A 14782-nucleotide genomic window follows, 5' to 3' on the forward strand; every position below is an offset into this window, starting at 1 on the left:
TCAAGACAAAAAAGCATAAAAGTCCGCCGCCGTAAAAAATTTTTACTTTTATAAAAAACATCTTGACTTGGAAAAAGCTTTCTATAAAAAAGTTGTATAACTTGTTAAATCTTAGATTTATACCCAATTACCCTATCATGAAAAAAATCATATTACCGATAACTCCACTTGCATTGTTTGCAATGTCTGCTTACGGTGCAAATTATAACGCAACACTCGGCGAAGGTACATATAACTGGACAGATGAAATTTGGGACACCGCCCCAAATAATGCCGGCACGGTTTCTGTTACCGGCGTGAGCGCAGATAAGAGCATACTAAACTACACCGGCACGCAAACGAATGAGAATAAATTGCTTGTTACAAATGCAACGGTAAATATGCAAGGCACGGCAGAAACTCCTGCAACTTACAATTTCGGTGCAGGCGAAAACCCTCCGACTCTCGAAGTAGTTGACGGTATTTTTAACTCATCAAAAGCAACTCTTACTTTTGGCAATTTTTTAATTGTAAAAGCACGTGGAGATTCTGAAATTAACTTTAACTCCGGCACTGTTTTAAATAGCGGTTTTATCAACATCAATTTGGCAGGTTCATCTGCACTCACGTTTGACGGAATTACTTGGAACAAGTCGATGTGGCAAAATGCCAATAGCATGAATATATATACCGACAGCTCGAAGTTGGTTCTAAAAAATGCGGCTACTTTAAATTACACTAACTTCTGGGGTGCCTTAAACGAAGTCCTGTTCGACCAAAATGCAAGCATTGACATTTCAGGCGGCTCATCTTTTATAGGTCAAAACGGTGTTAAGCTTGTTATGTCAAATAATGCAGTTGCCACTGTCGATGGCACAAATTCCGCATTAAACTTTTCCGCAATGCAATTAAACAACAGTGCTAAAATCGACGTTAAAAACGGCGGCACCGTAAGTCTTGCAGACGTGGAAATCAACGACAGTGCAAGCATTAATTTCTTGAGCGATTTTTCTTATTCAAACACGGGAATTAAGGCAAGCGGCGCATCCGCAACAATCAATATTGACGGCGCCACAATGACGCGCAATTTGTCGGGTGCAACCCCAATTACCGTAAGTGGTAGCACAAAATTAAATTTCATAAACGGCGCAACATTTAACGGTCAGCACAACCATAGCCTTGCCGTAACGGAAGATGCGATTGTCACATTTGACAATTCAACTCTTAAAACTGCAACATACCCAAAAGTTAGCGGCGAAGGAAACGGACAGCTAATATTTAAGAATGCCTCTCTCGGTGGTTCATACGGTAGCTTCATATTCAGTGGAAACGCAGTTATGACTGTTGACGCTTCAAACTTTAGCAAAGTATTTCACACCCAAAATTCAGATAAATATACATTCAACTTCTCGGAAAATTCTGTATTGAATATCCAAAACGGTTCTACAATCAAACATAACGGGGGATATGCAGATCTCGGCTTTGGCATTCAAGGAAGCGCAAAAGTAAACCTAACAGGCGGCTCTACTTTAGATTTCTCTGCAAATAATCGCAAATTTGACATACTCGGCACTGCGAGTTTAAATATCGGCACCGGAGCAAATACATTCAAGGCAGGCGTATTTACAATGGAAAGCGGCGCAACACTCAAAATTGAAGGTTCGCAAAACACTGTCTCTATTTACAACCTAAATTCCGCGGGCACACTTTCGTTTGTTGCAGACACAACCGGTATTTCAACAGTAAATGTTACCTCTGAAATAACCGATATGAGCGGAATGCTCATCCTCGACTTCTCAAGATTCCTGGGTGAAGAGCTTACCGCCGCCATCATCACGACTGCTGACATTTTCACGTTTAACGAATATATCGGAACAAGTGAAAGCGGACTGGAAAAAGTTGATGTCATCACACGCAATGAAGGCGACGCTTGGGACATTTACTTTGAAGACGGCACATTGATGATAGCCTACACCGCAGTACCGGAACCCGCAACATATGCGGCAATCTTCGGCGCGCTGGTTTTGGGGCTTGCAATTTACAAACGCCAAAAAAACGGGCAGGAACGGCAATAAAAAGGTAGTTTTTTACTTTAATTTCAGGGCTTCGCTTCAAAACAAGTGAAGTCCTTTTTATTGCCTCGCCCTCCATCTTTGTTTTACTTCGGACTCACGACCACAAGGTCGCTACGCCTCGTAAAGCAAAAGAGCATCGGGCTTCCTGCCCGTTTTTTACGCCTATACCTCACAAGCCTCCATCTCGAAAGCATCATTAAAATCAAAATAGGAACGGCAATAAAAAGGTAGTTTTCAACTTTAATTTCAGGGCTTCGCTAAAAAATAGTGAAGCCCTTTTTATTGCCCCTTTTCTACTTAAAGAAAATCTTTTTTTTTTATTTCCACTTCGAACTTTTATTTTACCTTAAAAAATACCGCTATTACAAAAGCTAATCGAACTTATCAAAATATACAAACTGAAAGAATAGATAAGTCATCTACCCTGCATGGGCTTATTGGAATTTGCGCCAGATTAAGTCGGCAAATTTTTCAGACGGGATTTCAACGAAGCGGTAGAAAAGCATTGTTGCGGCGGCAAGAACGGGCAAAGAAAGCATCCATGAAACTGTCGTGCCAAACCCAAATCCGAAACCGGCTTCCCTCATCTTTACGAATATCCATGCCGAAAACGACATCATTATCGGGAAATGTATCAGTATTAGAGAAAACGACCATTTGCCCAATTTGCAAAGAGTATCGGAGCTTACAAGCCTTTGCATGCCGGGATTTAGAGCAAATCCCAATATCATCAGAAAATTTCCAACCGCATAGACGACGCCCAAATGAAGCCATACAGGTAGCGAAACAACGGGAATGAAATTACCTATCAAAACGCCAACAAAAATCAACGCCAAAGAAAGCGCATTGCAAGCTTTAAGTTTTGAACAGCATGAGGCGGCATCGGCCGCCGCAATTCCCGCGATAAACGACGCGTAATTTCCATCTATTGCCATGGACAGGAAAAATACCGCGGCGTATGCGAAAAAGCGAAATTTTGAATTTCCAAACAACGCCAAAAATGAATATGTCAGATATGAGCCAATAAAAATTATGTTCATACACCAGAGGATGCTGCAATAATATCTGTCGCCATGTATAAACGCCGTATAAAAAGAAGACTTCAACGCCGATAAAAAAGAATATCCGCCCTGATAATAAACCGACGACCAATGCGACGGGGCGATTCTTCCCAATTCGCCGTTAAAAAACAATCCGCATGCAAGGAAAACATAGCAAATCATCGTGCAAGCAAGCACTGGCGGCATAAGTCTGAAATATCTTTTTACGGACTGTTTTATCAGCAGTTTCGGGCTGTCCCCCTTGAAATAAACCGTCGCCACAATAAAGCCTATCAAGGCGAAAAACGTATATAGCGGAAACGAACTGTTTGTAAAAACGGACAAGGGGAAATGGTTAAAAAAATATTCAGATTTATCGGAGTCCGCAATTCCGCACTCCCAGCCGACATACCCTATCGGGAAAAACGCCAAAACATAATGAAACAAAGTCACCCAGATAGATGATATTGCCTTTAAACCGTCAATGTATTTTATGTGCGAACTTATGGATATTTCCTATAATTATAAATATTTTGTTTTACTTCGCAAAAACAATAATTTTACGAATTTCAACAAACGAAAATCGTGACAAAAAACCCTGTTTTTCAGCATTAGTACTAACGCCAATGCTCTGCCAACCACTTTGGAGGGATGACATGCCTGAAAAATTTTTTAAATCCCGTAACCTTGCCTTCCATAGCCTCTTGCGGAGTGGGATTGCCGTGGAAAACTATCATTTTAGCCCCTTTCGGCAAACGAGGCTCTTTAAAAAAGCAGAGAGGAAACGGCAAAATACAGCCGTGTTTGAAGCTCGGCATCCATTCAGAAGGGAAGAAATTAAGCCTACCCTGCGCGCCCAAAACCCCGCCGACATAAGCCTGCTCGTGGCGGTACTTAGCCTTTACTTCGTCGATGTGTTCAATGAAATTATCGTATAAATCCGAAAACTTGCCCGCCTCAAATCTGTAAACGCTCGTAAGCCCGACTCCCTGCGTTTTCGACTTGTTCCAATAGCGTTTCACATAAATGAAATCGCCTTCCATCGTGAAAAACTCGTCTATGTTGCCGACAATCACGGTGTCCAAATCCAAGAACAAAATGCGCCCTTCAAGCCCGACATCCTTTTTAAAAAGCGACAGCTTGCGCCAGCCGCGCTCTTTGTCGGGCGGCAAAGGCATTTCGGGGAGCGGGCGGATTTCTATTTGCGGATTTATACCTTCGTCGTTGTCCGTAAAACAAATAAAGCTGAAAGGCAAAGAGGAGTTGCGCACAACCATATTGTATAGCCTATTCACATAATCAGGGGAATATTTTGTCCCCCACTTCATACAGACAACAGTATATTTTTCCATAATCAAATGCTGTAAAAAAACCGCCTGATAAGCAAGTTAAATAATCGCCGCGCTACCACCCTGCCCCGTCTGAAAAGCCGCGGCGAAAAGAGAAAATACAAAAAATCGAAAATTTTAACAAAAAGAGCTTGCAAGAAATAAAAAAATCCATTGAATAAAACACTTTAAAAATTCTACGGGATAAAACCTGAAGATGGTCCACAAAAAATTAAATGAGATGTTGCTTGATTTTCGTTAGGAAAAGCGCATTAAAAGTTTAAATTGTGGCACATACAAGGGGGTATAGCTCAGTTGGTTAGAGCACTTGCATGACACGCAAGGGGTCCGCAGTTCGAGTCTGCGTACTCCCACCATTTTAAAACCGCATTGAACCGTTGCTTATCACAAGCAACGGTTTTTTATGGGTCAACGCCAGAGGTTGTGGAATATCGATTTTTAGACGATTTGTTTTTCATAGTTTGACTCCGCATTCTACGAGCACTCTCAGTCGATAGTTTTGACTCGCGTTTGCATGCACAAACCGTCTCGCCCTTCGGGTCTTTTGCCTACGGCAAAATCTCATTCGCACTTCGCTTGAATTGCAAAGCTGCCCAAGAAGAAGTAAAATGGAATAGAAAGTTGACATACCCATTGCGAAAACGTGGAGATAGGTTGAAAGCCGAAGAGCTTGAGCGATTGAAAAAGTTTTTTGAGAACAACCCAGCGATAAAGCTGGCTTACGAGTTTAAGGAAAGGTTGTGCGAGTTGCTGAACAGGAAACATCAAACGGCAAAGGAATGTAAGAGAAATATAAGAGAACTGAAAACAATGATGAAACAGATGAAATACGAAGCGACACAAGAGTTTGAGCGGCTAGCAGGGACGATAAGCGAGTGGTTTACGCCAATAATCCGAATGTGGAGATTTACGAAAAATAACGGAATAACCGAGGGATTCCATAGGAAAATGAAACTGATACAACGAATGGCTTATAGTTATCGAAACTTCCAAAATTACAGATTGAGGGTCTTGGTTCTATGCGGCGTCTTTCACTAAAATCCACTCTCTTTGGTGTTGACCCATATTTTCTCTCAATTACAATCTGTCATTGTTGTTTTTTATCAGATAAAATTCTCGCGCCCCATGCCCGAAAACAAAAAAGCCGCAAAAAAATTGCGGCTTTTAAAAATGGCGGAGAGGATGAGATTCGAACTCACGATAGGGTTTTAAAGCCCTATACCGGTTTAGCAAACCAGCGCATTCGGCCACTCTGCCACCTCTCCGTCTTAATTTCCCAAATCTGTTTTAGCAAATTTGAAAGTATTAAAGAAAACAATATATTGACGTTTTACGCAAGCAAAATTTTTCGATTTTCCAAAAAAATCTACGCCCTTATGAGTTTATAAAAAGTCCGAATGTCGCTTATGATTGAGTTTATGCAATTTTCAGGCAAAGTTTCGTGAAGGCATGAAACCCTGCCAAGTATGTCCAAAAACACGTTCTGTATAAACACATCGGAAATATTTTTTATTTCTCCGTTTTTTCTCGCCCTGTTTAGCACATTTTTTTTCAGAAACAGCGACCATTCTCGCGCGGAGTTTTTCAGCCTTGAATCCCGCATGAGAACTTCCGCGTAAAGCAGGTTATATTTCAGAACGTCTATCTTTTCGCCCGCGATTTCAGAAAGCATTTTAATGACGCGTTTCAAGTTTTTTATGAACTGCTCTATGCACTGCTCCAAGGAAATTTCCCCGATGTCCGTTAAAAATTCCTCCAAAAAGAATTTCTTGCACGACTCGAAAACCAATTCGGACTTGTCGTCGAAATACTTGTAAATCAAGCCGCGCGATATACCGATTTTTGCGGCAATGTCGCTTATTGAAACGCTGTCATAGCCTTTTTTTAAGAGCAATACGAAAGTGTTTGCGAGTATTAAATCTTTCGTGTTTTTCATTTCAAGCCCTTTGAAATTGCCATAATCGGGAAGTAATGGCAGTAATAGCCGTAACGCAGCATAAATCCGCGCGAAAGCTCTTTGCCCTGCGGCAGGGGCGCGCCGTTTTGCAAATCGACTTTCGCCCCCAAGCCGTAGCCTGGAAAGCCCGACCCAGTGAATTCAAATTCCTCCCAAGTGCCTTCTTTTGTCTGCGAATTTTCCAGAAATTTTATGCCTTTTGCGAACGCTTCATCACCATAGCCGAACGATCCGAGCGCAATCAAAGCCCAAGCGGTTTGCGACGCCGTTGAAACACCCGATTTTCCCGCGCTTGACGGACTCATATAAGTTTCCGCGGTTTCGCCCCAACCGCCGTCTTCGTTTTGCTTTGATAAAATCCAGTCGAGAGCCTTTTTTACGCGCGGATTTTCGACTGTCTCTCCCACTCTTGCCAAAGCGGTCAAAACACACCATGTCCCGTAGATGTAGTTGACGCCCCATCTGCCGAACCAAGAGCCGTCTTTTTCCTGTTCGTCGTACAAAAATTTCAGGGCATTTTTCATTGCGGTATGCTCCTTGGAATATCCGCACATGCTAAGAGCCTCGACAATATGCGCAGTGACGTCCGCGCTTGGGGGGTCCAAAACTTCCCCGAAATCGCAAAAGGGGATTTTTATCACGATTTCCTTGTTGTTGTCCTTGTCGAATGCGCCCCAGCCGCCGTTTTCGGACTGCATTGCCAAAATCCAGCCTATTGCGCGCTCAATGACGGAATCAATTTTTTCAATCCGCGCGTCGCCATCGGGCAGTATGTTGCGGAATTTTTTCAGCGCGCAAATCGCGACTCCCGTGTCGTCGATATCGGGGTAGAACTTGTTTGCCCTTTCAAAAGACCATCCGCTCGGCTTAACTTGGTTCCCGACAAGCACCGCCCAGTCTCCGTAATGGTCGTTTTCCTTTTTCAAAAGATAATCGACCGCCTTTGCGACTCCCTCGCTTTCCCAGCTTTCGCCCGCGTCAAGAAGCGCGTTCAGCGCAAGCATCGTGTCCCAAACGGGGCTTTCGCTCGCCTTTATGCGTATGCCCTTTTCATTCGGCTCCGACCAGTGCAAATTGACGGCGTTCAAGGCAAGCTCCATATTTTTCTGCGTAAAGCCGAACCCGCTTATGTGCATTGCGATTATTCCGTAAATCCACGGAGGCTGTATGCCGCCCCAGTAACCATCTTCGTCCTGATGCTCCAAAATCCATTCCATAACCTTGCGCTTTGCCTGTTTTCTGAACGGATTCCACCCGAGAAATTTATTGTAGGCGCGCAAAAGCTTGTCGCTTGCCAAAAAGAAATTTTCCCATGAAAAGAATTTTGTGTCGCGGTTTGAAAATCCCCACTGCTTGTATGTTCTGCCGTTCGGGAAAAGCTCGTCGCACCTTAATTTTTCATCGAGAATTTTTACGGGCTTTTGCGAGAGGACTATCGTAAGCGGCATCATTGTCGCGCGAGCCCAGCATGCAAACCTGTAAATGTTAATCGGCAGAAACTTCGGCAGAAATATTATTTCGGGAGGAAGTTCGGGAGTTTCGTCCCAATCCCACTCGCCAAAGAGCGCGAGCCAATATTTTGTGAAAACCCTTATGTGCTTCTGCCATTCGTGCTTCAAAAGCCATTCGCGCGCGCGCTTCATATAAGGCTCGTCGGGAGAAGACCCCGTTATGCGCAGGGCGTAATAGCATTCAACGGTCGTGTTTATGTCGCCGTTATTGGCGTTGAAATAGACGTCCCAAGAGCCGTCCTGCCTCTGGTTGTTTTTGATGTACTCCAAAATCGCGGCATTTTTGGGATTTTCAAAGCCGCAGAAAACCGAAGCCATAATCCACTGCGCTTCCATGCAACAGTTGGTTTCAAGAGGTGCGTTCCAGTATCCCTCTTCGTACTGGTTCTTATAAAGCCAGTCGATTGCGCGTTTCAAACATTCTTTTAAATTTTCTGATTTTACACTGTCCATTATTCGGGAAATAAAAGTGAACGATTGTTCACTTGTCAAATAAAAAAGTGAACAATCGTTCACTTTTTTTAACCCGCAAATTTTCCGCTTTAATGCAAAAAAAAACGCCCCCGATTCAGGGGGCGTTTTTGATTTGCAATAAAAAAATTAACGCCTTTCGGAAACGAATTTATAAAATTCCTCGTAAACCGAATCTGAATTTTTAGGGCCTTTCGTGCCTTCGGGATAGAAAATAACCGACATTGTGTTTTCGCTTTTAAGCCCCGCGATGGAATTGTCGTCTATATTGACATATGAAACTTCCAAACCTGTGCCTTCGAGCGAATTTTCATCAACCACAAAATCTATGTTGTGCGCCGAAACCCTCACTAAATCGGTTGCGACATTCTTTACAGGCTGGCTGTTTTTGCGCCCGAATTTCAGTTCGCGGATTTTCGCGCCGTTTGCCATGGCAATCGCCAAATGCCCCAAGCCGATGCCCAAAACGGGATATTTCTTTTGAAGAGCCTTTATGTTTTCCAAAACAGAGGCGCAAACCAAACCCGCTCCGCTTGAAACAAACACGCAGTCGGGATTTGACGCCTCGATTTCCGAAACTTCCGCACTTGACGGGAAAACCTGCAAGTCAAAGCCATTGTACGCGAGCGTCTGCAAAATTGAATTTGCCGCTCCCAAATCAATGACTGCGCATTTTTTCAGGGGCGTTTTACGGACAGACTTGTAAATATCGGTGCCGCTTACCGAAAACGGAGCGATGTTTGAATCGTCAAACTTGTATTGAGACTTGCAAGACGCGCCAAAATCCTTGCCGCCAAAGCCATTCCACGACTTCGCAAGCTCAACCGCCTTGTCTTCCGAAATATCTTCGGTTGAGAGGCACGCACCCATTGCGCCGTCACGCACAATTTTCATTGCGATTGCACGAGTATCCAAGCCTTCAATGCCCGGAATGCCGTTTGAAACGAGATAATCGTTCAATGACCCTTCGCTTCTCCAGTTGCTTACAATGGAGCTGTTGCGCATAACAGCCAAGCCTTCAATCCAAACCCTGCCGCTTTGCGCGTCGGCTGAATTTACGCCATAGTTTCCGACTTCAACCGCGGTAAGCACCATGATTTGCCCTGCGCTTGCGGGGTCGCTTATAAGCTCCTGATAGCCCATAACCGCGCTGTTGAAGGTCGCCTTGCCCACTCTGGTTGTCTTTGCGCCGAACGAAGAGCCTGTAAACACTGTTCCGTCGGCGAATGCCAAAATTGCCTTACCCATAAAATTATTCCTTTGAACCGTTAACCATTTTCATATAATCTTGCAAAGACTGCACGCTCATTTCCTTTTCGCGCATTGCCTCTATGCCCTTTACCGCGACGTTTGCCGCCATCATTGTAGTCATTGTGCAAACTTTTTTAAGCAATGCCTCCTGGCGGATTTTGTTTTCGTCAAGGCGCGGAGTCATTCCGGACGGAGTGTTTATGATTAAATCCATTTCGTCGTTTTTAATCATGTCGATGACGTTCGGGCGCGCCCCTTCGTTCAACTTGTATGTGCGGGTTACGGGTATTCCGTTTTCAGAAAGAAGCTTCGCAGTTCCCGAAGTCGAGAAAAGCTTAAAGCCGAGAGCAACAAGCCTCTTTGCAATTTCCAAAGCCATAGGCTTATCGTGGTCTTTAACCGACAAGAATGCGTTGCCCGACTTTGGAAGAGAAGGCTGGGCGGCGTCCTGGCTCTTTGCAAAGGCAGTCAGCAAGTCGGGGCCCAAGCCCATTACTTCGCCTGTGGAGCGCATTTCGGGGCTTAGCATAATAGTCGCGCCCCTGAAACGCACAAACGGGAACACCGATTCCTTTACGGCGACAAAAGGAACTTTCACTTCCTTTGTAAAGCCCAAGTCTTTCAGCTTTTCGCCGGCCATTACGCGCGCGCCGATTTTCGCAAGCGGAACGCCGATTACTTTCGAGCAGAACGGAACAGTGCGCGATGCCCTCGGATTTACTTCAAGCAAATAAAGCTCGTTGTCCTTTATCGCAAACTGTATGTTCATAAGTCCGACAACCTTCAATTCCTTTGCGAGGGCGTAAGTTGCCTGCCGCACCTCTTCAAGCATTTTTTCGGAGAGCGTGTGCGGGGGAAGCACCATTGCCGCGTCGCCCGAATGCACGCCCGCGTACTCGATGTGTTCAAGCATTCCGCCAACAACGGTTGTTTCGCCGTCTGAAATTGCGTCAACGTCAAGCTCGATTGCGTCTTCAAGGAATTTGTCAAGAAGAACCGGCTTGCCTGGCGCCGCTTCAAATGCCTCGCGGATTACCTTTTTCATATCGTCCATGTTATAGACGATGAACATGCCTCTTCCGCCCAAAACGAAGCTTGGCCTTAACAAAATCGGGAAACCTATCTTGCCCGCAAGTTCGTAAGCCTGCTCGGGATTCATTGCAGTCGCGTTTACGGGCTGCTTCAAATGGAGCTTGTCGAGAATTTCCTTGAATATTTCGCGGTCTTCGGCGGCATCGATGGATTCAGGGGAAGTTCCGATGATGTTTACGCCGTTTGCCTTCAACTCGCTCGCCAAGTTTAGCGGAGTCTGCCCGCCGAGCTGGACGATTGCGCCGTCGCAATTTGTCTGCTTGTAAACTTCCAAAACGTCTTCAAGAGTAAGAGGCTCGAAGAAGAGCTTGTCGGAAGTGTCGTAGTCGGTTGAAACGGTCTCGGGGTTTGAATTTACGATGATTGTTTCGTATCCCGCTTCGCGGAGCGCAAACGAGGCGTGGACGCAGCAATAGTCGAACTCGATGCCCTGCCCTATTCTGTTCGGACCGCCGCCGATAATCATGATTTTCTTCTTGTCGGAATGCTTGATTTCGCTTTCCGCGCCGTAGGTGGAATAGTAATACGGATTTACCGCGCTAAATTCTCCTGCGCAAGTGTCAACAAGCCTGTAAACAGTGTTGATACCCCATTCTTCGCGCAATTTTTTGATGTTGCGGATTTTCGTGGAGCAGATGTCGGCTATCTGCAAGTCGGTAAAGCCCGAAGATTTTGCCTCCTGCAAAAGCTCTTTTGTCATGTTCAAAAGACCCGATTTACGCAAATTCTTTTCGGTTTCGACAATTTCTGATATTTGGCGTATGAACCACGGGTCGATATTGGTAAGCTCGCAAATTTGCTCCTCTGCCATTCCCGCCAAAAGCGCGTAGCGGATATAAAACATTCTGTTTGCCGTCGGGCGCACCAAATTCTTTGTGATTTCAGAAATGTCCGAAACTTCAAAGCCGCCGAACTTTCCGCCGCCGCCCAAGCCGCGCGCGCCGATTTCCAAGGAGCGGATTGCCTTTTGAATAGCCTCCTTGAAAGTCCTGCCAATCGACATAACTTCGCCGACGGATTTCATGGAGCTTGTCAAAGTGTCGTCCGCGCCCACGAACTTTTCAAATGCAAAGCGCGGATATTTTGCTACGATGTAGTCAACCGTAGGCTCAAAGCTTGCGGGAATTGTCTTTACAATGTCGTTTTTAAGCTCGTCCAACGTGTAGCCGACCGCGAGTTTTGCCGCCATCTTTGCGATGGGGAAACCCGTAGCCTTAGAAGCGAGCGCGGATGAGCGCGATACGCGCGGATTCATTTCGATAATGACAATCCTGCCCGTCTTGGGATCAGCCGCAAACTGGATGTTCGAGCCGCCCGATTCAACTCCGATTTCGCGAATGATTGCAAAAGAGGCGTCGCGCATAAGCTGGTATTCTTTGTTCGTCAAAGTCAGCGCGGGAGCAATGGTGATTGAGTCGCCCGTATGGACGCCCATGGGGTCGAAATTTTCAATGGAGCAAATTACGATGCACTGGTCTTTTTTGTCGCGCATTACTTCGATTTCGATTTCCTTCCAGCCTATAAGGCTTTCTTCAATCAAAATTTCAGTGACGGGAGAGGCTTCCAAACCGAATGCAACCATTCTTTCAAATTCGTCGCGGTTGTAGGCGATGCCGCTGCCCGTGCCGCCCAAAGTAAAACTCGGTCTTATAATTACAGGATAACGCTTGTGCTCTTCAATCCAGCTTACCGCCTCTTCCATAGTGTGGACAACTGCGCTCTTAGGCACGTCCAGACCGATTTTTATCATCGCTTCGCGGAATTTTTCGCGGTCTTCGCCCTTCTCGATGGCTTCCGCCTTTGCGCCAATCATTTCCACGCCGTACTTTTCGAGAATGCCCATGCGGTAGAGTTCCGTGGAAAGATTTAAGCCTGTCTGCCCGCCCAAAGTCGGCAAAAGCGCGTCGGGGCGTTCTTTTGCGATGATTTTTTCCAATGATTCGGGAGTGAGAGGCTCAATGTAGGTTACGTCCGCCATCTGGGGGTCGGTCATAATTGTGGCGGGATTTGAATTTACAAGAATTACCTTGTACCCTTCCTCTCTCAATGCTTTGCAGGCTTGGCTTCCCGAATAGTCAAATTCGCAAGCTTGGCCGATTACGATAGGCCCTGAGCCTACAATCAATATACTTTTAATATCTGTACGTTTTGCCATATTTTTTCAACGCTTATAATTCCGTTGAAAAATGTATTGGAAAGCTTTTTAAAACAATGTCAACACACTAATACAAATATGTCTTAATTTTTTGAAAAACTTACAAAATTGTAATGTTTTTACAAAAATGGAATTATACGCAAAAAAAATAATTTCTTCGCGAAAAAACATGCGGGCACAAAAAAAGCCCCGAAAAAAACGGGGCTTGAAAAAACTAAAAAACTATTCCTCGGGAACCGCGCTTTTGGGCATTCCCGCATTTATGTAGTGGTTTATGATAAAGCCCGAAGAGACTTGCGAAAATTCCGCGCGGGCACGACGGGCAAGTTTTTCGATTTCGGCTTTTGAAGCGTTTTTATCGGGAGCGGCAAAAGACTTTGCAAAAACAACAAAGCCTTCGCCCGACAAAGTAACCATAGGCGAAACTTCTCCCGCCTTCATCATGGGCAAAGTTCTTGCCAATGCTCCGTAAAACTTCGCGTTTTCCATGCCCATTGACATCGGATTTGCAAACGAGAACTTTTCAATGTCCTTTACTTCAAAGCCGTCCGCTTTCGCCGCCGCTTCAAATGCCTTGGCGTCAGCTTTGGAAGCCTTCATTTTTTCGGCGAAATCCTGCCCTTTTTTGGAGAACAATTCGGATTTTTTCTGAGCCAAATAAGCGCGCTCCACTTCCGCTTTAACCTGCGCAAATTCAGGCAGATAAGACGCCTTGCTTTCGCGGAAGAACACCAAGTACGCCCCGTCTTCGGCGGCAACGGGATCGCAGTAAAACTTCTGTTCGTTAAGCTCAAAGCCTGCGTCAAACACTTCGGCGGGAATGCCGTCGGGCTTCTTTTCGTCGGGGCGAACCAAGGGCAGGGATTTCAAGCCGAGCTTGGCGTCCGACAGAATTTTCTTAAACTCTGCCGAAGCAAACTTGACGTCGGCATCGTAAATACCGGTCAAAATTTCGTCAGCCTTGGAAAGAGCGCGGTTTACTGCGTTTGCATTTTTCAAGTCCTTTACGACCTCCGCCTTTACGTCCTTCAAGTCCTTGGCTTTAATGCCTTTCTCGTCCTGCGTCAAATACTTGCGGATTGTGGAACGGTAAAACTTTTCGATTTCTTCTTCGCTGAAATTTTCATCTGCAACCGCAAAATCCTTTGCGGGAATGAACGCGACATCCAAAGCAACCGCGGCTGGAACTCTGAAAGACTCCTTGTTAAGCTCAAAATACTTCTGCAATTCTTCCTCTGTCGCCTTTGTCTTAGGATTGAATTTTTCGTAATTTAAAGACGCGACCAAAACATTCCAAACGCCGTTTTGCTCTTCGTAAAAGCGCGAAACTTCAACGTCGGACACATAACCCGGACCCGCAAAAAGCTTTTCCATCGAGCGCACAACCGCGACAGAAGCCATCATCGCCGCGAACTTGTCTTCGTCAAGTGCCATGCTCTTTGTAAACGCGGTTGAAAATTCCTTCCATGCGGCGGCGTCAAACTTGCCGTCTTTTTGGAACTTGGGCAAAGACTTTACAAAAGCTTCAAATTCTGAATTTGAAATGCGGTTTACGCACATTTTTTTCGCGACATAGCCCAAATACGCGCTTTTAAGCATTGCTTCCGTAAGCGAATTCTGGTCAATCCTCGCGTCCGAAAGGCGCAAATCCAAAACAGCCTGGCGTTGGAGCTGAGCCATCTGGTACTGGTCGTCGAGATTGTAGCCGTAAAAATTCTTTCTATTTACCGTCGCTGACGCTTCGTTGCCGCCGAAGAACGGAATGGAAGAGCCAATCGTAAACACGAAAGCTATGATAATCACGAAAAGCAGCACAGAAAAAACAACTTTATGGTGCTTTTGAAGTAAAACCTGTATCCAAGTAATCATAAATGCAATATAAATTTTAAACGGTAAAACTTA

9 protein-coding genes and 2 tRNA genes are annotated in these 14782 nt (G+C 45.2%); 3 read left to right on the forward strand and 8 right to left on the reverse strand.

From position 1 onward, the window contains the following. Positions 1-137: 137 nt before the first annotated feature. Positions 138-2054: an autotransporter outer membrane beta-barrel domain-containing protein gene (locus MOX91_RS06210; RefSeq protein WP_370397216.1), complete on the forward strand. Its 1917-nt coding sequence runs from the start codon at positions 138-140 to the stop codon at positions 2052-2054. 434 nt (positions 2055-2488) lie between these two features. Here MOX91_RS06210 and MOX91_RS06215 read toward each other — a convergent pair whose 3' ends face one another. Continuing rightward, positions 2489-3547 (reverse strand): acyltransferase, encoded by a 1059-nt coding sequence (locus tag MOX91_RS06215; protein ID WP_370397217.1) that lies wholly within the window; start codon positions 3545-3547, stop codon positions 2489-2491. Between the two features lie 164 nt (positions 3548-3711). Then, positions 3712-4389, reverse strand: a complete 678-nt coding sequence (locus tag MOX91_RS06220; RefSeq protein ID WP_370397218.1) for a glycosyltransferase family protein — start codon at positions 4387-4389, stop codon at positions 3712-3714. A 333-nt stretch (positions 4390-4722) separates the two neighbouring features. Here MOX91_RS06220 and MOX91_RS06225 point away from each other — a divergent pair. Together MOX91_RS06225 and MOX91_RS06230 are read left to right on the forward strand one after the other, a co-directional pair. Continuing rightward, a tRNA-Val gene (locus tag MOX91_RS06225) sits at positions 4723-4799 on the forward strand. Positions 4800-5064: 265 nt separating this feature from the next. Further along, complete coding sequence (locus MOX91_RS06230) at positions 5065-5481, forward strand: transposase (RefSeq protein ID WP_370397219.1); 417 nt, start codon at positions 5065-5067, stop codon at positions 5479-5481. A 133-nt stretch (positions 5482-5614) separates the two neighbouring features. Here the strand turns inward: MOX91_RS06230 and MOX91_RS06235 are convergent. From MOX91_RS06235 to MOX91_RS06260, 6 genes are all read right to left on the reverse strand, one after another. After that, positions 5615-5708 (reverse strand) — tRNA-Ser (locus tag MOX91_RS06235). Between the two features lie 101 nt (positions 5709-5809). Further along, positions 5810-6379, reverse strand: a complete 570-nt coding sequence (locus MOX91_RS06240) for a TetR/AcrR family transcriptional regulator (RefSeq protein WP_370397220.1) — start codon at positions 6377-6379, stop codon at positions 5810-5812. Beyond that, a complete protein-coding gene (shc, locus tag MOX91_RS06245; protein ID WP_370397221.1) occupies positions 6376-8364 on the reverse strand; it encodes a squalene--hopene cyclase in 1989 nt (662 codons plus the stop codon). The genes MOX91_RS06240 and shc overlap by 4 nt, the downstream gene beginning before the upstream one ends. Positions 8365-8511: 147 nt before the next feature. Next, complete coding sequence (locus MOX91_RS06250) at positions 8512-9630, reverse strand: carbamoyl phosphate synthase small subunit (protein ID WP_370397222.1); 1119 nt, start codon at positions 9628-9630, stop codon at positions 8512-8514. Positions 9631-9634: 4 nt separating this feature from the next. Further along, positions 9635-12880, reverse strand: a complete 3246-nt coding sequence (carB, locus tag MOX91_RS06255) for a carbamoyl-phosphate synthase large subunit (protein ID WP_370397223.1) — start codon at positions 12878-12880, stop codon at positions 9635-9637. A 222-nt stretch (positions 12881-13102) separates the two neighbouring features. Next, on the reverse strand, positions 13103-14749 hold the full coding sequence (locus MOX91_RS06260) for a peptidylprolyl isomerase (protein WP_370397224.1): 1647 nt from the start codon (positions 14747-14749) through the stop codon (positions 13103-13105). Between the last annotated feature and the right edge of the window lie 33 nt (positions 14750-14782).

Origin of the sequence: Intestinicryptomonas porci (genome assembly GCF_033971905.1) — a bacterium.
Lineage (GTDB): Bacteria > Verrucomicrobiota > Verrucomicrobiia > Opitutales > Intestinicryptomonadaceae > Intestinicryptomonas > Intestinicryptomonas porci.